15 protein-coding genes and 2 pseudogenes are annotated in these 23,144 nt (G+C 63.4%); 12 read left to right on the top strand and 5 right to left on the bottom strand.

Annotation, left to right across the window (positions count from 1 at the left end; translation table 11 throughout):
• Positions 1-2 precede the first annotated feature (2 nt).
• Entirely contained in the window at positions 3-788 is a 786-nt protein-coding gene (locus XBLMG947_RS08190) for a DUF1868 domain-containing protein (protein ID WP_065467602.1), read from the top strand.
• A 61-nt stretch (positions 789-849) separates the two neighbouring features.
• Here XBLMG947_RS08190 and XBLMG947_RS08185 read toward each other — a convergent pair.
• Together XBLMG947_RS08185 and XBLMG947_RS08180 are read right to left on the bottom strand one after the other, a co-directional pair.
• Positions 850-1,930 (bottom strand): annotated as a pseudogene (locus tag XBLMG947_RS08185) (saccharopine dehydrogenase family protein).
• Positions 1,931-2,200: 270 nt separating this feature from the next.
• A pseudogene (locus tag XBLMG947_RS08180) lies at positions 2,201-2,465 on the bottom strand (transposase); the annotation flags it as partial.
• 31 nt (positions 2,466-2,496) lie between these two features.
• Between XBLMG947_RS08180 and XBLMG947_RS08175 the strand changes: the two are divergent.
• Positions 2,497-2,841, top strand: a complete 345-nt coding sequence (locus XBLMG947_RS08175) for a hypothetical protein (RefSeq protein WP_065467600.1) — start codon at positions 2,497-2,499, stop codon at positions 2,839-2,841.
• Between the two features lie 1,091 nt (positions 2,842-3,932).
• Positions 3,933-4,511 (top strand): class I SAM-dependent methyltransferase, encoded by a 579-nt coding sequence (locus XBLMG947_RS08170; RefSeq protein WP_065467598.1) that lies wholly within the window; start codon positions 3,933-3,935, stop codon positions 4,509-4,511.
• 255 nt (positions 4,512-4,766) lie between these two features.
• Here XBLMG947_RS08170 and XBLMG947_RS08165 read toward each other — a convergent pair whose 3' ends face one another.
• The gene (locus XBLMG947_RS08165) at positions 4,767-6,059 is read right to left on the bottom strand and encodes a DNA topoisomerase IB (RefSeq protein WP_139074378.1); all 1,293 of its coding nucleotides are present in this window, start codon (positions 6,057-6,059) and stop codon (positions 4,767-4,769) included.
• A gap of 55 nt (positions 6,060-6,114) precedes the next feature.
• Between XBLMG947_RS08165 and XBLMG947_RS08160 the strand changes: the two genes are divergently transcribed.
• The 5 genes from XBLMG947_RS08160 to XBLMG947_RS21355 all read left to right on the top strand — a co-directional run bounded on the left by XBLMG947_RS08160 (position 6,115) and on the right by XBLMG947_RS21355 (position 14,070).
• On the top strand, positions 6,115-6,495 hold the full coding sequence (locus XBLMG947_RS08160) for an I78 family peptidase inhibitor (RefSeq protein WP_065467594.1): 381 nt from the start codon (positions 6,115-6,117) through the stop codon (positions 6,493-6,495).
• A 201-nt stretch (positions 6,496-6,696) separates the two neighbouring features.
• On the top strand, positions 6,697-11,169 hold the full coding sequence (gene gltB, locus XBLMG947_RS08155) for a glutamate synthase large subunit (RefSeq protein WP_065467592.1): 4,473 nt from the start codon (positions 6,697-6,699) through the stop codon (positions 11,167-11,169).
• Positions 11,170-11,298: 129 nt separating this feature from the next.
• The gene (locus tag XBLMG947_RS08150) at positions 11,299-12,780 is read left to right on the top strand and encodes an FAD-dependent oxidoreductase (protein WP_065467590.1); all 1,482 of its coding nucleotides are present in this window, start codon (positions 11,299-11,301) and stop codon (positions 12,778-12,780) included.
• Between the two features lie 16 nt (positions 12,781-12,796).
• Positions 12,797-13,339 carry a hypothetical protein gene (locus XBLMG947_RS21360; RefSeq protein ID WP_245228133.1) on the top strand — a complete coding sequence of 181 codons (543 nt, stop codon included), beginning with the start codon at positions 12,797-12,799 and terminating at the stop codon, positions 13,337-13,339.
• 29 nt (positions 13,340-13,368) lie between these two features.
• Positions 13,369-14,070 carry a S1 family peptidase gene (locus tag XBLMG947_RS21355; RefSeq protein ID WP_083992961.1) on the top strand — a complete coding sequence of 234 codons (702 nt, stop codon included), beginning with the start codon at positions 13,369-13,371 and terminating at the stop codon, positions 14,068-14,070.
• A 186-nt stretch (positions 14,071-14,256) separates the two neighbouring features.
• Here the strand turns inward: XBLMG947_RS21355 and XBLMG947_RS08145 are convergent, their stop codons facing one another.
• Positions 14,257-15,315, bottom strand: a complete 1,059-nt coding sequence (locus tag XBLMG947_RS08145; protein WP_065467588.1) for an NAD(P)-dependent alcohol dehydrogenase — start codon at positions 15,313-15,315, stop codon at positions 14,257-14,259.
• Positions 15,316-15,623: 308 nt separating this feature from the next.
• On the opposite strand from XBLMG947_RS08145, the gene XBLMG947_RS08140 reads away from it, so the two are divergent.
• The 4 genes from XBLMG947_RS08140 (at position 15,624) to XBLMG947_RS08125 (ending at position 21,023) form a co-directional block, all read left to right on the top strand.
• Positions 15,624-16,697 carry a glycoside hydrolase family 5 protein gene (locus XBLMG947_RS08140; RefSeq protein WP_065467586.1) on the top strand — a complete coding sequence of 358 codons (1,074 nt, stop codon included), beginning with the start codon at positions 15,624-15,626 and terminating at the stop codon, positions 16,695-16,697.
• A 791-nt stretch (positions 16,698-17,488) separates the two neighbouring features.
• Positions 17,489-18,541: a glycoside hydrolase family 5 protein gene (locus tag XBLMG947_RS08135; RefSeq protein WP_065467584.1), complete on the top strand. Its 1,053-nt coding sequence runs from the start codon at positions 17,489-17,491 to the stop codon at positions 18,539-18,541.
• A 631-nt stretch (positions 18,542-19,172) separates the two neighbouring features.
• Positions 19,173-20,273, top strand: a complete 1,101-nt coding sequence (locus XBLMG947_RS08130) for a glycoside hydrolase family 5 protein (protein WP_065467686.1) — start codon at positions 19,173-19,175, stop codon at positions 20,271-20,273.
• A 303-nt stretch (positions 20,274-20,576) separates the two neighbouring features.
• Positions 20,577-21,023 (top strand): PepSY domain-containing protein, encoded by a 447-nt coding sequence (locus XBLMG947_RS08125; protein ID WP_065467582.1) that lies wholly within the window; start codon positions 20,577-20,579, stop codon positions 21,021-21,023.
• Positions 21,024-21,332: 309 nt separating this feature from the next.
• Here the strand turns inward: XBLMG947_RS08125 and XBLMG947_RS08120 are convergent, their stop codons facing one another.
• A complete protein-coding gene (locus XBLMG947_RS08120; protein ID WP_065467580.1) occupies positions 21,333-23,129 on the bottom strand; it encodes a M28 family metallopeptidase in 1,797 nt (598 codons plus the stop codon).
• Positions 23,130-23,144 lie beyond the last annotated feature (15 nt).

The raw sequence follows: 23,144 nt of genomic DNA, 5'->3' as shown, positions 1-23,144 counted from the left end.
CCATGTCGTCGTTTCTGGACACCCGCATCAGCCGCCGCCATCTGATGGCCGCTACCGCCAGCGCCGCGCTGCTGACCAGCGGCCTGCCTGCGTTGGCCAATACACCGCCGCCGGATGTGGGCAGCAAGTTTTTGCGCTCGCGGCGGCCGATGGCATTTGCCGGCAATACCTTCGTTGGTCATCTTGAACAACAGGGCGACGGCTACGACAGCTTCGACCGCGTATTGGACATCTACCGCGAACTGCCCGAGAAGCGCTTCGCGAACAAATTTGCGCTGCTGCCGCCCAGCAGTTATCACGTGACCCTGCTGGGCGGGGTCAACGAGATCGACCGCGCCGGCGGGCCATGGCCAAGCGATCTGACGCGCGATGTGGCGTTGAGCGAGATCAATGCCGATTTTCTTGCGCGGCTGACCCAACGCACTGCGGCGCCGCTGGGTGCGTGCAGCTTTGTGGTGAATCCGGCTGCGGCAAAGACCGGCAACAACGACAATCTGCTCATCCCGCTGCGCCCTGCCGATGCACAGACCGCACAGCGCCTGGAAGCCGCGCGCCAGGGGTTGATGACGCTGACCCGCCTGCAACGCCCGGACTACGTCAATTTCCAGTTTCATATCTCGTTGGCCTACCTGTGCGAAACGCTCGATAGGGCAGAACAGGCCGCCTACCGCGCTGCAGTGGGCGACTGGCTCAAGCGGCTGGCGGCCGCAGGCCCGATCACGATCCCGCGTTTTCATTTTTGCACGTTTGCGGATATGGACGCGTTTCGAACGGTGCGCGAGGTGTGATGCCGGGGATTTGGGAATGGAGATTTGGGAGTGGAGTGAGCTGTGCAACCCGCGGTAGCACTTACGGGCGCGCTTCCACCACTGCTGTCCGCATCTGCCAGGCAGCAAATTCCTGTTCGAACTCGGCCAGGGTCAGCAGCCCCATGCAGGCGTGCGCGCCGCTCGGCATCACCTGCCCTGTCGCAAGTTTGCGCACCAGCAGGATCGCGGCGAAACAGGGGATCTCCGGTCCGTGCAGCATCGCCGCGGTGAGATCCCAGCGCACGGTGAGCGGCTGGCCATCGTGTTCGCCGGCCAACTCCACGCGCATGCCGCCAAGGTCGGTGCCGAAGCGGTCGAACCAGCGCCCGGCGTGCGCAAGGACCGCGGCCAGCCGCGCCATCGGCAGCGGCACGCCGTGCTGGCGCAACCAGGCGATGGCCGCCATGCAACGTTGCAGGAAGGGCACTTCCAGCGCGGCGCGAAACTGCACCGTCCGCACGCCGGGATAACGCTGCGGCAGCAGGTCGTGGTCGGGCACATCGCAGGGCGATGCCAGCCGCGGCGCCAACTGTGCGAACGGCACACGCTGCGGCGCTGCCCAGCCCACCACGGTCTGCCAACGGCCCTCGCTCCAGCACGTAAACGGCGTGCCGCAATACGAGAGCACCGCACGCACGGTGGCCAGCCCCAGCGGCGTGCCCTGCGCAGGCGCGATCACCATGCGGATTTCGTGCAAGGCAGAAAAGCGCGGCAACAGCGCGTCGATCACCGCGCTGGAGAGCGCCGGCAAGGTGCTGGCGCCGCTGATGGCGACGCGCTGTGCCTGACGCGCAGGCGCGGCCATCGGCCAGATCGATGTAATGCATGCCGGCCTGCAGGCAGCTAAGGCCGACCGCATAGGCCTGCCCCTGGAATGGGCCGGCCGTGTGCACCACCGCATTGGCGCCGGTGGCCGCCAGCCGGGTCGTGAAATCGGCGGCATCGCGATCCAGCCGGCACGTCGAAATACGGCCCGGTGCGGCGTCCGGCCAGTGCACGGCGACCTCAGAGGGATGACGGCCGGCCGCAATCACGTGCATCTGCGGGGTGACCGCCAGCGCCCGCACGATGCGCGCACCGAAATGCCCGAAACCGCCCAACACCACAACCCGGTACGTCATCGCCTGCTCGCCGTCTGCCTGCCGCACAGTATCGGCGAGCACGGCGGCATTGGCGCCCTGCAGCGGTGAGTTGGGCTCAGTGCGATTGGCCGACAACCTGCGTGGCCAGCCCGCTCTTCAACGCATCGCGCAGCACCTGCAGCGCCTCGCCTGTCGCGCGCGCCTGCGCGGCGATTTGCTTGCGGGCCAGCGTCGCCTGCCGGTTGGCCAATGCGCGTTGCTGGCCGGCCAATGCCTGCAGCGCCGCCGGTGCCACGCCTGCTGATCCATGCTGCATGCGCTGCGCCCCCGTTTCTCGCGGGCCGCGCCAACCTGATTTTTTTAATGCCCGCTCCAGCAGGCTCACCCCATCGGCGTCCACTTCGCTCCAGATCCGGAAGTACGCATGCACCGTGCGCCATTTGGGGAACGCCTCCGGCAACATCCGCCACTGGCAACCGCTCTTGAGCAACTACAGCACCGCGCAGAACACGTCATAGCGGGTGCAGCGCCCCCGCAGGCGGCCTTCATGCCATACCAACAACGGGTTCTTCACGCTTGCGCCATTCTTCCGCTGGAGATCTCCGATGATCCGCACCCTTGCCCCGCTCGCTGCGGTGTTGTTGCTATCGGCCTGTGCCTCCAACCAAGTGGCGCAGGTGCAACCCATCGATGGCGCGATTTCCGGCCAGTGCCATATCGAAAAGGTCCGCGGCATCGTGGGTCTGGCCGCGGCCGCGCAAACGGTGGAGCGTGCGCGCGTCGATAGCGACAGCCTGCAGGTCAGCGTGCGGCGTGGTGAACGCGCCAGCGGCGGCACTACCGCCAGCGGCCTGGCAGACCCGGCGCAGGGCGCCAGCGAAAGTGGCGGCGATCACCTGAGCATCGAAACTGGCCCGAACAACAACATCACTGCGGTGTATTGCGGCTGACGGCGAGGCGCTTGGCTGTGAAGCGGTTGCTGGCCATCGCAGCCGCCGCGCTTTGCCCATCGCGCGCCAGCGATAGCGTTTAACGGCCACGTGACAGCGGCTGTTGGTGCGCCAATGTCACGCCGCCGCTATGCGCGGATTGCCAGCGCATAGATTCCCGAATACTGGCCGCCGGCCGGTCACTAATCAGCCCACCGTCAGGGGCGGTGATGAAAGCAGCCGGGCCCACGCCACCTCTGGCGTTGCGCGTGAGCAGCCAACGCGATGGCGTTGGCAAGGTCGGCGCCCTGAGCGAGCGACTAGCGCATCTCAAGCGTCAGCGAACGTCGGTTGGGTTGCATCGTTTGAAGCGACCATCAAAGAACTTTTAGTCCGTTGAAGAATTCTTCAAGCGCACTGGGACAGCTGTGCGCTTCGGAACGAACGCCGCCTTCAGGTATCGGGCCGGGCTTGTTAGCACTGCCGTTGGTGGCGTCGGCAAGCTTCGATGGGGGAAGCGCTGCGCAACGCCATCGCTTAGGCATGGGTGAGCGAACCTAGAACGCTTTGCTCGCGTGCCACGTTTGGCTGTCGCTTGCTCTTGCGGAATCCACAGCAGCTGTCGCAGGATTACGGCGGCACGCTGTAGCAGCCGCCCATCCCCCGTAATGCGCTCGAAGAGGCGGTGCTGGGTGACTGTCTCGTGGCCCCGAAGATCGCTCTGCAGCAAGCACGCGCAGCGCATCCCCACGCGTCGCGAGGCAACAGTGTGGCGACACAGGCAGGAACCGGATGCAAGGCTGGCTGGCAAAGTGCTGTATCAATGGCCTGCCTGCTTGGCCGTTGCGCAGTCTATTCCGTCAACGGCAGCCATCGTGGATCGCTTGCGATGTTCGCTTCCGCGCACAGTTGCAAAGTAGATCCGTTATCTTGCTCCCGCGATGGAGTCGATGCTGATGGCGGCTCAACGTTCCATCATGGTCCGGCATTAACGACAGACGGCGGACAGATTGGCATCCTGGCGTCGTGGTGCCGAAGGCGTGTCACCATCTACCGTATGACGATTGCGTCCTGCAGATTGCGCTCAACTCTTTCAACGTTAGTGAGGTCAGATGGCACGTTCGTATATGGCTTCGTTTCTTCGCGAATGGATCGCTGCCCCTTGCTCGGTTGCGGCGATCCTCCCCTCCGGCCGTGCGCTCGCTTCCGTCATCACGTCCGAGCTCTCGGAACGGACCGGGCGTGTGCTTGAACTTGGCCCCGGTACCGGCGCATTTACCCAGGCAATGGTCGACAAGGGTGTGCGCGAAAAGAACCTGATCCTGCTTGAATACAACCACACGTTCTCATCGTTGCTCACGCACCGCTTCCCGCGCGCAACAGTGGTGCAGATGGACGTTTCCGATCTTGAATCGCTCTCCCACTTCGATGGGGCTTGTGTGGATGCGGTCGTGTGCGGCCTTGGCTTCTTGAACATGCCCGCACATCAGGTTGCCGCCATCGTGCGTGGCGCGTTCATGCATCTCAAGCCGGACGGACGCATGTATCTGTTTACCTACGGCTTCCAATGCTCGGTGCCAGCACATATTCTCGATGCGCTGGATCTGGAGGCGGTCAGGATCGGGCGGACATATTGGAACATCCCGCCAGCGACGACCTATCGCCTGCAGCGCCGCACGTACGCGCACTGACTCGCCGATGGCCGCGCACGGATGCTGCCGGATGGATGCGCTGCGACGTGATGCGGTGGACGATTAAGCTTGTTGTGCGATGCCTGGACGCAGCGCTGTCAAAAACAGATTGCAGACGAGTGATCGCTGCCAACACAATGCGTGCGCCGCAACACCAAGCACGCGGTCACGCGCTGGATCTACAGCTAGCCAATCAGCGCCGGCAGCCTGTGGCTGCCGACTATCTCACCCGCGCTATCGGGGCGAAGCACAGCATCACGCCGCACGCTTACGGCCGCCGAGCTTCGGGGTGTCTGCCTTACTGGCCTTGCGTTGCTTGCTACGCGAGGCAGTCAAGAACTTCAACGTGGCCGCTTCCCACTGCCGCTCGCCGCGCACGCCGGTGGCCATTGCCTGCAACTGGCCCGCACGCCAACCTTCGAACACACATGGGTCGATATAGGCCTTGCGACAGACCGAGGGCGTGTTGCCCAAGGCATCGGCAACCTCGCGGATGACATCGTTCTGCAGCTGTTTGAGTGCGCGCTCGCTGCTGCGCTCGGGCAACGGCAGCCGTGCCAGGCGCTGCAACGCGGCCAACGTGCCGCCCCAGGTGCGGAAATCCTTGGCGGTGAAGTCCTCGCCCATCGCCTCGCGCAGATAGTCGTTGACCTGCCCCGAATCCACCGGCTGCAAGGTGCCGTCGTCGTCGCGGTATTGAAACAGCGATTGCCCCGGCAATTGCTGGCATTCGCGAATCAGCTTGACCAGCTGCTTGTCGTCCACTTCGATATCGTGGTCCTGCCCGCTCTTGCCGCGGAATTTCAGCCTGGCGCGGCCGCCCTTGAGAAATTCCATATGCCGGTTGCGCAGCGTGGTGAGTCCATACGAGCGGTTGCTGCGCGCATATTCGGCATTGCCCACGCGCACCAGGGTGTCGGCCAGTAGCGCGACCACAATCGCCAGCACCTTCTCGCGCGGAAAGCCCGGCAAGGCCAGATCGCGTCGCAGACGCCGCCGTAGTTTGGGCAGCGCGGTGCCGAAGGCGATCACGCGTTCGAACTTGCCTTCGCCACGCACCTGCGCCCAATCGATGTGATAGCGATATTGCTTGCGTCGCCGCGCATCTCGACCGGTGGCTTGCAGGTGGCCATTCGGTTTGGCGCAAATCCACACTTCCGTATACGCCGGCGGAATGGCCAGCGAACGGATGCGTTGCAAGGTGTCGGCATCGCCGATGCGTTGCCCATCGGCATCGCGGTAGCTGAAGCTTTTGCCGGCCTTGCGGCGGCTGATACCCGGCTGTTGATCGTTGACATAAGTGAGCCCGGCCGCGCGCGCAGTGGCCTTGGCTTGCGCGACGGCGGCCGCGCTTGCCACAACGGCCGTGGCGACGGCGCCGCCGGTGGTCACCGCGGCGAGCTGGCCGGCGGTGCTGGCAGCGACTACGGCATGACGAGGAACACGTTTGGCTTTCATTGCACACAGATCGAAGGACTGGCCGCGATTGTTCAGCGCCGCAAGACTAGGCCGCGTCAACGTAATGACAACGCCGTGTGCGCAAGCCATGCCCCTCGCACGGCTTTGTGCTTATGCTTGGGCATCCCCTTTGCTGGAGTCATCGATGCGCGCTGTTCTGCCTCTTGCCCGTCTGACTTGCACCCTGGTTGTGCTGATTGCATTGACTGCCTGCAACAAACCGCAACCCGATGAGCAGGAGGCCGTCGCCGCCAAGGCCCAGCATGCGGCCGAACAAGCCACTGCGCCCGCACCGGATGCAGCGCCGGACGCGCCGCCGATCGGCAGCTGCGATGCCACCCAGGTGCAATCGCTGGTGGGCCAGCCGTTGACCGATGCGGTGAGCGAACAGGCACGCAGCGATGCCGGCGCCAAGTCGGTGCGCGTGCTCAAACCCGGCCAGATGACCACGATGGAATTCAACGGCGAACGGCTCAATCTGGAAGTGGACGCCAAGAACGTCGTCACCTCGGTGCGTTGCGGCTGATAGGGCGTTGGCGCCTGTCGCAAGACCGGCGCCAAGCCTGATGGCGCAAGGATTTGCGCAGCTCTCGTTGCAGCTGTAACGGTGTATTGCGGCACCGCATCAACTGTGGTCTAGTCGATCATCCGGTGACCTCTTCGAAACGCTCCACGGATCGAGCGCTGCAACGTCGTCGCCGCTCTCCCAGATCGCTAAGAGGCAGACATGGCCCCCCGCACTCGCCAAGGGCTCAACGACGACGGTCTCTACAACAGCGCGCGCGACGAACGCGACGCCTGTGGTTTTGGCATGGTCGCCCAGCTGGACGACCAGCCTTCCCGTTCGCTGGTCGATACCGCGATTGCGGCGCTCTCGCGCATGACCCACCGCGGCGGCGTGGCTGCCGACGGGCTCACCGGCGATGGCTGCGGCTTATTGATTCGCAAACCCGATGCGTTCCTGCGCGGGCTGGCACGCGATGCCGGCATCACGTTGGGCACGCGCTACGCGGCTGGTGTGGTGTTCCTGCCACTGGACGAGGTCCAAGCGGCGCGCTGTCGCACCGAACTGGAAAGCCAGTTGCTCAGCGCAGGCGTACAGTTTCGCGGCTGGCGCGTGGTGCCCACCGACGACAGCGTGTGCGGCCAGCTGGCGCGCGATACGTTACCCCGCATCGAGCAGGTGTTTGTCGATGCCGGTGCGCAGCAGACCGAAGACGTCTTTACGCTGGCGCTGTTCCTGGCGCGCCGCCGCGCCGAGCAGGCGTTGCGCGAGGTGGCGGAATTCTATGTCACCACGCTCTCTCCCAATGGCATCAGCTACAAGGGCATGGTGCTGCCGGACAAACTGAGCACGTTCTACCCGGACCTGCAGCGCAGCGACCTCTCATCCAGCGCGATTGTCTTCCACCAGCGCTTTTCCACCAACACGCTGCCGCGCTGGCCGCTGGCGCATCCGTTCCGGCTGCTCGCCCACAACGGCGAAATCAACACCATCGAAGGCAACCGCCGCTGGGCGCAGGCGCGCTGCAAGGTGTGGCAGACCCCACGCTTCGATATCGCCGAATTCGATCCAGTGATCTCCATGCACGGCTCCGATTCGCAGAGCCTGGACAACATGCTGGAGCTGCTGATCGCCGGTGGCATGGACCTGCTGCAGGCGTTGCGCATCCTGGTGCCGCCGGCCACCCAATCGCTGGAGTTCAAGGACGCCGATCTGGCCGCGTTCTACGAGTTCTACGGCCTGAACACCGAGCCGTGGGACGGCCCGGCCGGCATCGTGGCCTGCGACAGCCGCTATGCCGCCTGCATGCTCGACCGCAACGGCCTGCGCCCGGCGCGCTGGATGCTGACCTCCGACCGTCATTTCCTGGTGGCCTCCGAGGCTGGCGTGTGGGAACTGCCGGCCGAGCGCATCACCCGTAAGGGCAAGCTGGGCCCGGGCGAGATGATGGCGATCGACCTCAAGCGCGGCGACCTGCTGGACTCGGACGCCATCGACCGCATCAACCGCGCGCGCGCGCCGTACAAGCAATGGCTGCAGCAGGGCGTGACCTATCTGCAGACCGAACTGATCGACCCCTCGCTGGTGGAAGAACCCTTCAGCGAGCAGACCTTGCGCAGCTACCACAAGCTGTTCCAGCTCAGCACCGAGGAAGTGGAGCAGATCCTGCGCCCGCTGGCCGAGACCGAGCAGGAAGCCACCGGCTCGATGGGCGACGACACCCCGATGGCGGTGCTCAGCCGCCAGACCCGGCCGCTGTACGACTACTTCCGCCAGGCGTTCGCGCAGGTCACCAACCCGCCGATCGACCCGCTGCGTGAAGGCATCGCGATGTCGCTCACCACCCAGCTCGGCAAGGAGACCAACATCTTCCATGCCGGTGCGGAGACGGTGAACCACGTCATCCTCAACTCGCCGGTGCTCAGCCAGCGCAAGCTGCGCCAGCTGCTCAAAATGGAGCAGTACGTCGAGCGCAACCGCCTGATCGACCTGTCCTACAGCGTGGAGGAAGGCCTCAAGGCCGGCCTGGAACGCATCTGCCAGGAAGTGGAAGCGGCCGCGCGCGCCGGTGCGGTGATGCTGCTGCTGTCGGACCGTTACCCGGTGCCGGACCGGCCGATGGCGCATGCGCTGCTGGCCACCGGCGCGGTGCATCACCACCTATGCAAGGTGGGCCTGCGCTGCGACGTCAACCTGATCATCGAAACCGGCACCGCGCGCGATGCGCACCACATGGCCTGCCTGCTCGGCTTCGGCGCCACCGCGGTGTATCCGTACCTGGCCTACCAGACCCTGTTCGACCTGGGCCGGCGCGGCATCCTGCAGCTGAGCAAGGGCGGCGAGCAGTCGCAGATCGGCCGCCGCTACCGCAAGGGTATCTACAAGGGCCTGTCCAAGATCATCTCCAAGATGGGCATCTGCACCATCGCCAGCTACCGCGGCGCGCAGTTGTTCGAAATCGTCGGGCTGGACCCGGACGTAGTGGAACTGTGCTTTGCCGACACGCCTGCGCGCATTGGCGGCGTCGGTCTGTCGCGGCTGGATACCGAGGCGCGCGAGCTCACCGCACGCGCCTGGAACGACCAGCTCAAGCCGGAAGTGGGCGGCCTGCTCAAGTACGTGCACGGCGGCGAGTACCACATGTACAACCCGGACGTGGTCATGACGCTGCAGCGCGCCACCCGCACCGGCGATGCGGGCGACTGGCAGAAGTACGTGGATGCGGTGCATGCGCGCCCGGCCTCCACGCTGCGCGATCTGGTGCAGCTCAAGCGTGCCGACATCCCGACCCCGCTGGACGAGGTCGCCCCGGCCAGCGACGTGCTGCGTCGCTTCGATAGCGCTGCGATCAGCCTGGGCGCGTTGTCGCCCGAAGCGCACGAGGCGCTGGCCATCGCAATGAACCGCCTGGGCGGGCGCAGCAACTCCGGCGAAGGCGGCGAAGACCCGGCCCGCTACGGCACCGAGAAGCGCTCCAAGATCAAGCAGGTGGCCTCCGGCCGCTTCGGCGTGACGCCGGAATATCTGGTCAATGCCGAGGTGCTGCAGATCAAGGTCGCCCAGGGCGCCAAGCCCGGCGAAGGCGGCCAGCTACCCGGCCACAAGGTCAACGAGCTGATCGCGCGGCTGCGCTACGCCAAGCCCGGCATCGGCCTGATCTCGCCGCCACCGCATCACGACATCTATTCCATCGAAGACCTCGCCCAGCTGATCTACGACCTCAAGCAGGTCAACCCGACCGCGCTGGTGTCGGTGAAGCTGGTGGCGCATGCCGGTGTCGGCACGATCGCCGCCGGCGTGGTCAAGGCCGGCGCCGACCTGATCACCGTGTCCGGCCATGACGGCGGCACCGGGGCCAGCCCGGTCAGCTCGATCCGCTATGCCGGCGTGCCGTGGGAACTGGGCGTGGCCGAGTCGCACCAGGCCCTGGTGGCCAACGACCTGCGCGCACGCACCATCCTGCAGACCGACGGCGGCCTGAAGACCGGCCTGGACGTGGTCAAGGCCGCGCTGCTCGGTGCCGACAGCTTCGGCTTCGGCACCGCGCCGATGATCGTGCTGGGCTGCAAGTACCTGCGCATCTGCCACCTCAACAACTGCGCCACCGGCGTGGCCACCCAGGACGAGCGCCTGCGTGCCGGCTACTTCACCGGCCTGCCGGAACGCGTGGAGCATTTCTTCCGCCTGCTGGCCGAAGAAGTGCGGCAGTGGCTGTCGTACCTGGGCGTGCGCTCGCTGGACGAGATCGTCGGCCGCACCGACCTGCTGGAGCAGCTGGAAGTCTCGCCGCGTCCGGGCGTCAAGGTCGACCTCTCGCGCCTGCTCACGCATGCGCAGTACGACGGCAGCCATTGCGCCGCCCAGCGCCTGTACGAATCGCCGGACAGCCTGGCGACCCAGATGGATGGCTTGCTGGCCGATGCCATCGCCCACAAGACCGGCGGCGACCATCGCTTCCTGATCCACAACACCGACCGCTCGATCGGTGCGCGCCTGTCCGGTGCCATCGCACGTGCGCATGGCAACCACGGCATGAGCGATGCGCCGTTGAACCTGCGCTTCCGCGGCAGCGCCGGGCAGAGCTTCGGCGCGTTCAATGCCGGCGGCCTGCAACTGGAGCTGGAAGGCGAAGCCAACGACTACGTCGGCAAGGGCATGGCCGGCGGCCGGCTGGTGGTGCGTCCGCCGCGCGGTGCGCGCTTCGAAGCCCGCAGCACGCCGATCGTCGGCAACACCTGCCTGTACGGCGCGACCGGCGGCGAGTTGTTCGCCGCTGGCCGCGCGGGCGAACGCTTTGCGGTGCGCAACTCCGGCGCACTGGCGGTGGTGGAAGGCGCCGGCGATCACTGCTGCGAATACATGACCGACGGCGTGGTGCTGGTGCTGGGCAAGGTCGGCCTGAACTTCGGCGCCGGCTTCACCGGCGGCCTGGCCTACGTGCTGGATATCGAACGCGACTTCGTGGACCGCTACAACCACGAACTGATCGACATCCACCGCGTCTCCGCCGAAGGCTTCGAGAACCATCGCCAGCACCTGCACACCCTGATCAGCCGCCACCGCGAGCTCACCGGCAGCATCTGGGCGCAACAGATCCTGGACGAGTTCCGGGACTACATCGGCAAGTTCTGGCTGGTCAAACCCAAGGCCGCCAGCATCGAGTCGCTCACTGAGTCGCTGCGGCGCGCCGCCTAGTCGTGCTCCCCTCTCCCGCTCGCGGGAGAGGGGTCGGGGGTGAGGACGCTCGCCCGGCTACCCCTCATCCGCCCCTTCGGGGCACCTTCTTCCGCACACGGGAGAAGGGAATCAGCCACGGATTTTCTTATGAGCCGCAAACAAGCCTTCCAATTCCTCGACCTGCCGCGGACCATGCCCACGCGCATTCCGGTGGAACTGCGTACGTCCGGCGACTGGGGCGAGTTGTACGGCAAGTTCGACAAGGCCGATGCGCAGTACCAGTCCGGCCGTTGCCTGGACTGCGGCAATCCGTACTGCAGCTGGAAATGCCCGGTGCACAACGCCATCCCGCAGTGGCTGCAGCTGGTGCAGGAAAACCGCATCGAAGAAGCCGCCGCGCTATGCCATTCCACCAACCCGCTGCCGGAAGTGTGCGGGCGCGTGTGCCCGCAGGACCGCCTGTGCGAAGGCAGCTGCACGCTGGAGGAATTCGGCGCGGTCACCATTGGCGCGGTGGAAAAGTACATCGTCGACACCGCCTTCAAGATGGGCTGGCGCCCGGACCTGGGCAACGTGCAGCCCAGCGGCCACCGCGTGGCGGTGATCGGCGCCGGCCCGGCCGGCTTGTCGTGCGCGGACCGGTTGGCGCGCGCCGGCATCGAAGCGGTGGTCTACGACCGCTACGAGCAGATCGGCGGGCTGCTGCAGTTCGGCATCCCCAGCTTCAAGCTGGACAAGTCGGTGATCGGCAAGCGCCGCGAGATTCTCGAAGGCATGGGCGTGCAGTTCCGCCTGGGCGTGGAGATCGGTAAAGACGTCAGCATCGAGCAGTTGCTGGGCGAATACGACGCGGTGTTCCTGGGCACCGGCGCCTATCGCTACACCGACGGTGGCCTGCCCGGCCAGGACCTGAAGAACGTGCTGCCGGCCCTGCCCTTCCTGGTGCAGAACAGCCGCATCGTCAGTGGCAACGACCCGCACGGCCGGCCGATCGCCGGCTGGGAAGACCAGATGGCCCTGCCCGATCTCAACGGCAAGCGCGTGGTGGTGCTCGGCGGTGGCGACACCGGCATGGACTGCGTGCGCAGCGCGATTCGCCTGGGCGCGGCCAAGGTTACCTGCGCCTACCGCCGCGACGAAGCCAGCATGCCCGGCTCGGCACGCGAGGTCGCCAACGCGCGCGAAGAAGGCGTGCGCTTCTTGTTCAACCGTCAGCCGCTATCGATCGAATCCGGCGCCGACGACGAGGCCATCGGCGTCACCGTGGTGGAAACCAGACTCGGCGAGCCCGACGCCAGCGGCCGCCGCAACGCGGTGCCGGTGGAAGGCAGCGAATCGCTGCTGGAAGCGGACGTGGTGATCATCGCCTTCGGCTTCTCGCCGACGGTGCCGGAGTGGCTGTCATCGCAAGGCGTGGAAGCCGGCAGCAACGGCCGCATCGTCGCCCCGGCAGACGACCATGGCCGCCTGCCCTACCAGACCAGCAATCCCCGCCTGTTCGCCGGCGGCGACTGTGTGCGCGGCGCCGACCTGGTGGTCACTGCCGTGGCTGAAGGCCGCGATGCGGCTGGCAGCATCGTGCAACTGCTGGGTGTGAAAGCGCAGGTCAAGGAGCCGGCTGCGGCGTGAGCTATCAGCCGGGAACATGATTGTCCCTTCAGTGAAGTGCCATGGTGACTCCGGCGCCGAGTCATTTGAGCACTACTACGCTCGTTGGCCGACACGATTAATCAACTTTCCACGGTGTGTCGTCGAAAGTTGGGTACACAGACATTGGCGAGATTTCGAAACCTATTGGTTGGATAGGTCAATCGAGCAGTTCGTCTTTACGCAAGCCAGCCTAAGCAATGCAGAAATCTTGAAGATTGGCCATTTTGACAATTGGCTAGAGACGCTCGATTACTGGGGAGACGAACTATTCAGGGATCAGATGCGTAAAAACACATGGCTAGCAATGCACATGCTCACTAATGGCACATCGCCCAAGCCGATCATAGTGGCTCCTGACTCGTCAGGCTTGAAGCACCCAAAGGGCGCAGCGATGCATCCAAATCAACTGATAGAGGGCCATATGCGTCTCGCCTATCTTCGCGGCATGATTCGGCACAACCATCCAGCCTTGAAAACTTCACATAACGTATGGTTGCTGTCGCTACCTAGCGCTCCATTCAAGCCAAATATTTTTTGAATTTCAAGATAATTCAGGTGTGAGCTTTCATGGTTACTTCCAACATCTTGCTACGCACCTTTTTTATTAAGGCAGAGGCGTACGGCACAGTGTTTACTCTGGAGGTTGACGGAGAAGAATTCTTGGTGACCGCACGCCACCTACTCAACCAAGAAAGTCCAGATTTTAAAATCGCAATTTTTCATGCTGACAAGTGGCAAATCTTAAGTGCTGAGGTCGTTGGACACGGAAGAGGTGAAATCGATATCTCTGTCCTGAAATTGCGTCAGCGACTTAGCTCGGCTGCTTTAACTGTTACTCCAACTATTGCAGGTCTTGTGTGGGGACAAGACGTATACTTCCTAGGTTTTCCGTACAAAATGTGGGGAGACGTTGGAAATTTTATGGGCGGCATGCCTTGCGCGTATGCAAAGAAAGGGACAGTTTCTTCGTTTAAACTCCACGACCCGCAGATTCTCCATATTGATGCAATCAACAATGAAGGGTTTTCTGGAGGTCCATTATTTTTCCATCCTCTCGGCAAGCCTGATGAAGTTTGCGTCGCCGGCGTTGTTTCCAAATTTCGCATTGAGCATGAGTATGTGATCGATGCCGACGGTGAACCTACAAAAATGACAGTACCGTACAACTCTGGGTTCTTAATTGCCTATGGATCCAAATATATTTTGATATCGTCTCAGCATACAGAGAATCTAATAACTCATTCAAGCCAAGTCCGTCGATTTACTTAGCTTGATTTTTATACTAATGGGCGTCAAATAAAATTTACATCGCTTTGAACGAGCGACAAGCAGTGGCCTGATACCCTGAATGTAAATCCAATCGGCGACTCAGCAAATTACATAACTCCTCACATACCACCGCCCGCATCCAAAAAGGATGCAGGCAGTGACATAACACCCTGTCGCAATCCCGACTTAGGCCGCCTTATCCAGCGAGGCCATGTCGATCACGAAGCGGTACTTCACGTCGCTCTTGAGCATGCGCTCGTAGGCGGTGTTGATTTCGTCGGCACGAATGGTTTCGATGTCCGAGACGATGTTGTGCTTGGCGCAGAAATCCAACATTTCCTGAGTCTGACGAATGCCGCCGATCAGCGAACCGGCTAGCGTGCGGCGCTTCATGATCAGATTGAACACGCTCGGCGACGGGTGCGACTCCTCCGGCACGCCGACCAGCACCATCGCGCCATCGCGCTTGAGTGCGTTGAGGAACGGGTCCAGGTTATGCGGGGCGGCCACGGTGTTGAGGATGAAATCCAGCGTGCTGGCCTGCGCCGCCATTTGCGCTTCGTCCTTGGAGATCACCACTTCGCTGGCGCCCAGACGCAACGCGTCGGCGCGCTTGCTTTCGGAGGTGGTGAACAGCACCACGGTAGCGCCCATCGCCTTGGCGATCTTCACTGCCATGTGGCCCAGGCCGCCCAGGCCGACCACGCCCACCTTCTGACCCGGACCCACCTTCCAGTGCGCCAGCGGCGAATAGGTGGTGATGCCGGCGCACAGCAGCGGTGCCACCGCGGCCAGGTTGTCGGTGTGCGAGATGCGCAGCACGTACTTCTGGTCGACCACGATATGGTCGGAGTAGCCGCCATAGGTGTTCTTGCCGCCGCCGAACATCGGCCCGTTGTAGGTACCGGTGAAGCCGGCTTCGCAGTACTGCTCTTCGCCCTCCTGGCAGGAGGCGCAGCTACGGCAGCTGTCGACCATGCAACCGACGCCGGCCAGGTCGCCGACCTTGAAACCGGTCACCGCATTGCCGACGGCGGTCACGCGGCCAACGATTTCGTGGCCCGGGACGGACGGGTATAGCGTGTTGTGCCATTCGTTGCGCGCGGTGTGCAGGTCGGAGTGACAGACACCGCAATAGGCGATATCGATCTGCACATCGTCAGGACCGGGCGCGCGACGTTCGAACACAAACGGGGCAAGTGGTTGATGGGCGGCCTGGGCAGCGTAGGCGTGGGCTGTGCTCATGAGGAAAACTCCGGGGTGATGCGTCATCGGCAAGGTGCGCCAACAACAGACGGAAAGGATCGATAGCTTAAAACGCGCGAAGGTCGCACTCCTGCGACAGTGCGTCTTACCTGGTCTCTTGCGACGCTACCACCGCGGCATGATGCGCCTGGCGCGTGTCCGCAGGCGATCAAATCCGCACGTGGCGCGTGAATGGCGCGCTAACGTGCGAGCTTCTAGGCTCACGCAACAGCTGATCGCCCTGCACCATCTCTACCGGCCGTGCCCTCCCCCTGCGGCCGCCCATGTCGATGCCGAAGGAGACTTCCATGTTCCGCACTCCCCCGCACTTCCCGCGCTTGCGCACCGCCGCGCTCGCGTTGACCTTGCTCGCTGCTAGTCCGTTAATCCAGGCCAAGGAGCCGGCTGGCCCGAAGAAGCAAACCGCCGGCCTGAAATATGTCGGCGTCAATCTATCCGGCGCCGAGTTCAACTCACGCAAAAAGCCTGGCACCTTGTTCAAGGACTACACCTATCCTGCCGCTTCGGATTTCAGCTATTTCGCCGGCAAGGGCATGAATACGGTGCGCCTGCCTTTTTTATGGGAGCGCGTGCAGCCAGAGCTCAACGGCGATCTGGACACGGCCCAGATCGGGCTGATCAAGAAATCGCTGGAGGCGGCGAAGGCCAACAAGCAGTTCCTGATCCTGGATCTGCATAACTACGCCACGTACAACGGCAAGCGCATCGGGACCAATGAAGTCCCCGCCGCCGCACTGGCCGATCTGTGGCGCCGGCTGGCGCTGGAGTTCAAGGACGACAAGGCGGTGATCTTCGGGTTGATGAACGAGCCCAATGGCATCTCCGCACCCGATTGGGCCAATGCCGCGCAGGGAGCGATCAACGCAATCCGCAAGACCGGTGCGAAGAATCTGATCCTGGTGCCGGGCACCGCGTACACAGGCGCACACAGCTGGCGCAGTACCAGCTACGGCGTCTCCAACGCCAAGGCGCTGGCGATCCTCAAGGACCCTGGCAACAATCTGGCCTTCGAAGCGCACCAATACCTGGATAACGACTACAGCGGCACCAAGCCGGTCTGCACCAGCGATTCGGTGGGCCAAGAAAAGCTGCAGGGCTTTACGTCGTGGTTGCGCGAGAACAAGCAGAAGGGCTTCCTGGGCGAATTCGCCACAGCCAACAATCCCGTCTGCGACAAGGCGCTGGAAGGCATGCTGACCTACATGGAGGAGAACAGCGACGTCTGGCTGGGCTGGACCTGGTGGGCGGCTGGTTCCTGGTGGAAGCCGGACTACCCATTCACCGTGCAGCCGGGCAAGGACGGCAGCGACAAGCCGCAGATGGCGATCCTGAGCAAGTACGCACACCGCGCCGGCAAGTAATCTGCGACGCAGGTAGACCGTGGTCGCAACCGGCGTTGCGGCCACTTTTTTTGTGTGCCTCTTGGCGTGTGCCGCATGGCGCAGCCTACTTGGAGGAAAAGCAGAGCGCCGCTGGCTGTATGTGGACAGCGATAGCAGAAGCCGGAGCTGATCGATCGCCAGCCCAACGCTGCGTTTTGCCCACGTGCGCGTTCCGATGATTTGCAACAACCGCCCATTGCGTGTCGGCGATATCTCCGAGGCGCTCGTGCACGTTGCGGTAGAACACTGCCATCTCACATGCGCAGTGGTGTGACACACGCACGCCGATCCGCGTGGACTGCGTGCAAGCGATGTCTCCGTTGCCGCGCCATCGCGTCTGCTGAGCCCGAGATCGTCTACGCACTGTCTCTGCCTGTTGGTATTTGCGCGACACGTGCATTTGCGTTGCCAGTGAAGCAAGGCATCCCGATTGAAGGATGAGCGCTGCGGCGCAGAGGGGTTGCAAAGAGAACGACAGCAATCGCGCGCGATGTGCAACACGCCATCGAGTACATCATGGCGCGCCGCCATTTCGATTGAAGCGTCTGCAAGCAATCGCGTCGCTTTCGGGCCATGCGTGCGCGCTTCGACAGCATAACTGCGCGTCACTGCTCAGCTTGGCGGATTGGTACCTCGTGGCCGTAGTTTGTGCGGGCGGATACGCCTAGTCTGGTGATGGACGCGTTGCTGTTGTACCGAGCGTGCTCACGCCCGCATCAACGCGTCGTCGCTGCACACGTCTCCCGCACACAGAATCTTAGGAGTGCCCCATGCTGTCCCATACCAAGCGTAGGCGCGGGCTGCATTGCCGCGCGCTGTCTTTGCTGTTGCTTGCCGTCATGCCACTTGCGCAGGCGCAAGGCACAGGCGGCCTGAAGTATGCCGGCGTCAATCTCTCCGGCGCCGAAATCAAATCCTCGCAAAAACCGGGCGTGCTCAACATCGACTACCGCTATCCGTCAGCCGATGAGTATGCGTACTTCGCTGGCAAGCATATGAACATCGTGCGCTTGCCGATCCTGTGGGAACGCCTGCAGCCCAAGGCCGGTGGCGAGCTGGATCCTACGCAGCTGGCGTTGATCCGGCAGGCGGTCGCCAATGCCAAGGCGACAAACATGTCCTTGATCGTGGATGTGCATAACTACGCCAAGTACTACGGCCACACCATCGGCAGCACGAACGTGCCGATCAGCACCTTCAACGATCTGTGGCGACGACTGGCAATCGCCTTCAAGAGCGACAACGCGGTGATCTTCGGGCTGATGAATGAGCCTTACGACATCAGCCCGCAGTCGTGGGCAACCGCCGCACAGGCGTCGATCGATACGATTCGCAAAACCGGCGCCAATAATCTGATTCTGGTGCCGGGTGCGTTGTGGACAGGCGCCCACAGCTGGTATTCCACGGTGGCTGGGCAATCCAATGCAGTGGCACTGGCATCCATTCGCGACCCACTTAATCGCTATGCCATCGAGGCGCATCAATACCTGGATACCGATTCCAGCGGCACCAGCGGCGCGTGCGTCAGCGCCACGATAGGGGGCGAGCGGCTGCGCAGCTTCACCGAATGGCTGCGTCTGAACAAAAAACGCGGGTTTCTCGGTGAGTTCGGTACCGGCAAAAGTGTCACCTGCAATCTGGCGCTCAACGGCATGCTGGGCTATCTCGAATCCAACAGCGATGTCTGGCTGGGCTGGTCCTGGTGGGCGGCAGGTGCGTGGTGGGGCGAGGCATATCCGTTCAACGTGCATCCGGATGCGCAAGGTCGCGACAAACCGCAGATGTCGATATTGAGTCCGCGTGCGCGCCGGATTACCAATTAAGCGCGGCCCATCTCACCAGCGAGCAATCGTCGGATGGGCGTGAACGGCGCAGCCACCGGAGCGTACGCGTGATGGCTGCCAGGTCACTGCCGCGACCGGCTGTTGGTTGTAGCGTCGTTTTCAGCCGTGTTACCCGCAACAACACGGCCAGGGACCTCCCAGACCGGCGCTGCGGGGAATCGGCGCAACACCCATCACGGGTATCCCAAGCGCCGAGCGCACGCGTCTTGCCGGACTGACCGTTGCCATGCCGGCCGGCTGTTTCGTCGCATCTGTACGAGAAAGTCGATACAGCCGATCCCGTCTCGTCCTCGGGTTTTTCAACAGCGGCATGGCGTCATGGAGATGACGCCATGCCGCTGACGGCGGACACGTCCATACGACGCAAAATCGACAGCGCCGCGGAGCGCTCGATGCCATTGCGCAAACGCAGCGCGATGGTTTTGTGAGGTCTATCGATCTCAAAAACCCGACTTACAGAGTGTGACTGCGATGCAGTTCGCAGATTGGCGCTCTATTCATCGTGCGCAGCAATTGGGCACAGCAGATGCACCGACTCAAGCGGATGCAACGCATCACGCGACGCGCAAGCACGTACTCGCATCTCCCACCGCCGTCGAAGGAGTTGTTTATGTCTGCCTTGTCTTTCTCGCTGCGCACGCTCGTGCGCTCTACGCTGCTTTTCATCATGTTCGCCAGCCTGCCGCTTGCCCACGCGCAGAAGCGCGCGCTTACCTATGCCGGCGTCAATCTGTCGGGTGCCGAATTCGCATCTTCCAAAAAGCCCGGAGTTCTCAACAAGGACTATATGTACGCGGCGGCCAGCGATTACACCTATTTCGCCGGCGTCGGCATGAACACCATTCGCCTGCCGATCCTGTGGGAACGCCTGCAACCCACCGCGCGCGGCGAGCTGGATCCGGCGCAGCTGGCGCTGGTGCAACAGGCGGTGGCACGTGCCAAGGCAGCCGGCATGTATTTGGTGATCGATCTGCATAACTACGCCAAGTATCAAGGCTACAAGATCGGGAGCCCGCAAGTACCGGTGTCCACGTTTACCGATATATGGCGTCGCCTCGCACTGGCATTCAAAAGCGACAATGCGGTGATGTTCGGGCTGATGAATGAGCCCAACAATATTTCGGCCAGCGAATGGGCCGGCGCAGCGCAGGCCGCCATCGAGGCAATCCGCAGGACCGGCGCCAATAACCTGATTCTGGTACCGGGCGCATTGTGGACCGGCGCGCATAGTTGGTATTCGCCGACCACGGATGGTTACTCCAACGCCACCGCGCTCGCATCCCTCTACGACCCGCTCAATCGCTACGCCTTTGAAGTGCATCAGTATCTGGACGCAGATTCGAGCGGTACCAGTAGCACCTGCGTCAGCAGCACGATTGGTGCCGAGCGTTTGCGCAACTTCACCGGGTGGCTGCGCACCAACCGCAAGCGGGGCTTCCTGGGCGAATTCGGCACCGCCAACAACGCGGTCTGCAACCAGGCGCTGCAAGGCATGCTGGCGTACATGAACACCAACGCCGATGTATGGCTGGGCTGGACCTGGTGGGCGGCCGGTTCATGGTGGAACACCACCTATTCGTACAACGTGCATCCCAACAAGGACGGTACCAACAAGCCGCAAATGGCGATCCTGTCGCCACAGGCTGCCCGAGCGACGCGTGCTCCTGCTGCTGCCGCCGCACGTACCTCTGCTGCACGCACAACACGCTGACCCCAACCACCCAGCCGCCGCAAACAGGCTTTGTTCTTTGGGCGTACGCAGCACGCGTGGAGGGGTGTCATCGGCCACGTGGCGAGCAGGCGTTGCCTGGTCGCCACCCGGCCGTGATGCGCGGTGAAAAGGCGCGCTCGATGGTGATGGCGAATCACAATGTAAATAATCCGTGCAGCGTGGGTGAAGTGGCGCGTTGGCATTTCAGCTAACTGAATTTTTGTTGCGGCTCCCTGCACGTTTTCACCTGATGGCGATTGTGTGCCGTCCAGCATGAGCGCACTTCACTGCAGGAGCAGTCTCATGACACAGCGATTGATGAAGACCGCGCTGATCGGCGCACTTGCCCTGGTCTCGCACGGTGCGTTCGCGCAGGCGGCGGCTGACAAGTCGGCCAAAGCGCTCACCTCCGTTGAGGTCACCAGCATGCTCACCGCAAAGGGCTACACCAAGGTGCATGACGTCAAGTTCAAGCATGGCGTGTGGACCGCAGATGCGCGCAGCGGCGACGGCAAGGATGTGGACGTGCACATCGACCCGGTCACTGGCCGCGTCTACGGCGCCCAGACCACATCCAAGCTCAGCGAAGCCGATGTGCGCGCATCGCTCTCCACTGGCGGCTATGCCGATGTGCACCACCTCAAGTTCAAGGATGGCTTGTGGAAGGCCGATGCCAAGCGCAACGGGCAGAAGGTCGAACTGCATGTGGATCCGGAAGACGGCCACGTGGTGAGCGTGGATAACGATTGAGGCAAGGCGCATCGCGTGCGCGTGCCGAGCCCATAGCGTAGATCCACTCGTTGCAGAGGCGTACACGTCCGCGGCGCGCCGCCCCGCCGCTTTAGATCTTAGGCACGGGTTGGCCTGCAGCAAGCGACCGATAGCGCTGGATCACATCTGAACCCTGGCATCTGGCTTCGCCAGACGCCAGGGACGCAGCAACACAAAGGGCCTCCGCGTGGAGGCCCTTTGTGTGACGGATGGTTGTTCACTGCTGCCGGCGCGAACCATCTGGCTGGTGCATGGCTGCCACCGCGCGGCAGCCATGTCTGCGCAGCCTCAGCGTGGAGATTGGGCCTTCTTCGCCTGCGTCTCCGTGGTGTCAGCGTCGGCCGGCTGCGCCGGCGCGGTGCCCGCACCGGGCTTGTTGGCCCGCATGCGGTCGCGTGCGGCCCTGAACGGGTTGCCGGGGTACCAGTTGGGCCACCGTTCGGTGGCTGCCACTTCCTTGCCTACGCCGTAGACCACCTGCAGGTCTTCGATGGTGCCATCGAGCTTCCAGGTAGCAGCGTCGTATTCGTCGCCAGGTGCGTGGTAGCGGTGGCGCCCGTAGTCCTCGGCCGCGGCACGTCCGGCAGCGGTGCCGCCTTCGCGCAGGTCTTCGCCACCGTCGGCATACAACGCCGGCACGCCGGCCTTGGCGAAATTGAAGTGATCCGAGCGGAAGTACGAGCCATTTTGCGGCGTGGCTTCGGCGTGCAGGGTGCGGCCCTGCATCGCGGCGATCGGCTTGAGGATGTCCTCCAATTCCGAGCTCCCCATGCCCACCACGGTGACATCGCGCGCCCGCCCGGCCACCGACATCGCATCCAGATTGATCACCGCGGCAATCTTGTCCAACGGGAAGCTCGGGTTGGCCACGTAGTACTTGGAACCGAGCAGGCCGGATTCTTCCAGCGTCACTGCCAGGAACACGACCGACCGCGCCGGTTTGGGGTCCTGATGCGCGAACGCATCGGCGATTTCCAGGATGCCGGCCACACCGGTGGCGTTGTCCACCGCGCCGTTGTAGATGTTGTCGCCGCTTTCGCCCGGATGCTTGCCCAGGTGGTCCCAGTGCGCCATGTACAGCACCGCCTCGTCGGCATGGCTGGTGCCCGGCAGCACGCCGACCACGTTGCGCGAGGTCTTCGCCGCGATGGTGCTCTTGAGATCCACCGACCAGCTGGCCTTCAACGGCACCGGCTTGAAGCCGCGCTTGCTGGCGTCCTTGTAGGCCTGTGCCAGGTCCAGCCCGGCATTGGCGAACAACTGCTTGGCGGTCTCGGCGCTGATCCAGCCCTGCACCGGCAGGCGCGGGTCGGGGTCGTCCTTGGCCGGCAGGTCGTATTGCGGGCCGGACCAGGAGTTTTTCACCACGTCCCAGCCGTAGCTGGCACCGGGCGTGTCGTGCACGATCAACGCTGCAGCAGCGCCCTTGCGTGCGGCTTCTTCGAACTTGTAGGTCCAGCGCCCGTAGTAGGTCATGCGTTTGCCGTCGAACAGCTTGGCATCGTCGGTATGGAAGCCCGGGTCGTTGACGAACATCACCACCGTCTTGCCCTTCCAGTCCTGGCCCGCGTAGTCGTTCCACTGCTGCTCGGGCGCATCCACGCCGTAACCGACGAAGACCAGCTCGCTGTTGTCTAGCTTGACCTCGGCCTGGCCGGTGCGCGTGCCGACCACGATGTCGGTGCCGACGACGAGGGCGCGGGTCTTCTCGCCGCTGCGCAGGCTGGGCGCGGTGGCCGGATCGGCAGTGGTTTCCACCATCGGCACCTCCTGGAACCAGCTGTCTCCATTGCCCGGCTGCAGCCCGATGCGCTGCATCTGGTCGCGGATGTAGGTCACGGTCTTTTCTTCACCGGGCGTGCCCGGACCGCGGCCTTCGAAGTCGTCCGACGCCAGCGTCTTGACCAGTTCGGCGAAGTCGCCGGTGGTCAATTCCGGGGAGAAGGCGTGGCGGCTGACCGGCGCGCTGGGTGCGCTATCGGCCGGCGTCTGCGTCGCAGGCGCAGTGGGCGCATCGGCGGGTTCGCGTTTGCAGCCAGCCAGGGCCAGCGTCGCGGCCAGGCACAACAGGATCTTGTGGGGCATCGGAACTCCTCGCGC

The organism is Xanthomonas bromi, from assembly GCF_900092025.1.
Lineage (GTDB): Bacteria > Pseudomonadota > Gammaproteobacteria > Xanthomonadales > Xanthomonadaceae > Xanthomonas > Xanthomonas bromi.
Note: the sequence above shows the minus strand (reverse complement) of the source record. Positions and strands in the feature narration are given on the sequence as shown.

Bases quoted from the DNA above. Each gene is read 5' to 3' on its own strand.
- XBLMG947_RS08190 (WP_065467602.1), top strand. From the start codon at position 3: ATGTCGTCGTTTCTGGACACCCGCATCAGCCGCCGCCATCTGATGGCC.
- XBLMG947_RS08175 (WP_065467600.1), top strand. From the start codon at position 2,497: ATGATCCGCACCCTTGCCCCGCTCGCTGCGGTGTTGTTGCTATCGGCC.
- XBLMG947_RS08170 (WP_065467598.1), top strand. From the start codon at position 3,933: ATGGCACGTTCGTATATGGCTTCGTTTCTTCGCGAATGGATCGCTGCC.
- XBLMG947_RS08165 (WP_139074378.1), bottom strand. From the start codon at position 6,059: ATGGCTTGCGCACACGGCGTTGTCATTACGTTGACGCGGCCTAGTCTT.
- XBLMG947_RS08160 (WP_065467594.1), top strand. From the start codon at position 6,115: ATGCGCGCTGTTCTGCCTCTTGCCCGTCTGACTTGCACCCTGGTTGTG.
- gltB (WP_065467592.1), top strand. From the start codon at position 6,697: ATGGCCCCCCGCACTCGCCAAGGGCTCAACGACGACGGTCTCTACAAC.
- XBLMG947_RS08150 (WP_065467590.1), top strand. From the start codon at position 11,299: ATGAGCCGCAAACAAGCCTTCCAATTCCTCGACCTGCCGCGGACCATG.
- XBLMG947_RS21360 (WP_245228133.1), top strand. From the start codon at position 12,797: ATGATTGTCCCTTCAGTGAAGTGCCATGGTGACTCCGGCGCCGAGTCA.
- XBLMG947_RS21355 (WP_083992961.1), top strand. From the start codon at position 13,369: ATGGTTACTTCCAACATCTTGCTACGCACCTTTTTTATTAAGGCAGAG.
- XBLMG947_RS08145 (WP_065467588.1), bottom strand. From the start codon at position 15,315: ATGAGCACAGCCCACGCCTACGCTGCCCAGGCCGCCCATCAACCACTT.
- XBLMG947_RS08140 (WP_065467586.1), top strand. From the start codon at position 15,624: ATGTTCCGCACTCCCCCGCACTTCCCGCGCTTGCGCACCGCCGCGCTC.
- XBLMG947_RS08135 (WP_065467584.1), top strand. From the start codon at position 17,489: ATGCTGTCCCATACCAAGCGTAGGCGCGGGCTGCATTGCCGCGCGCTG.
- XBLMG947_RS08130 (WP_065467686.1), top strand. From the start codon at position 19,173: ATGTCTGCCTTGTCTTTCTCGCTGCGCACGCTCGTGCGCTCTACGCTG.
- XBLMG947_RS08125 (WP_065467582.1), top strand. From the start codon at position 20,577: ATGACACAGCGATTGATGAAGACCGCGCTGATCGGCGCACTTGCCCTG.
- XBLMG947_RS08120 (WP_065467580.1), bottom strand. From the start codon at position 23,129: ATGCCCCACAAGATCCTGTTGTGCCTGGCCGCGACGCTGGCCCTGGCT.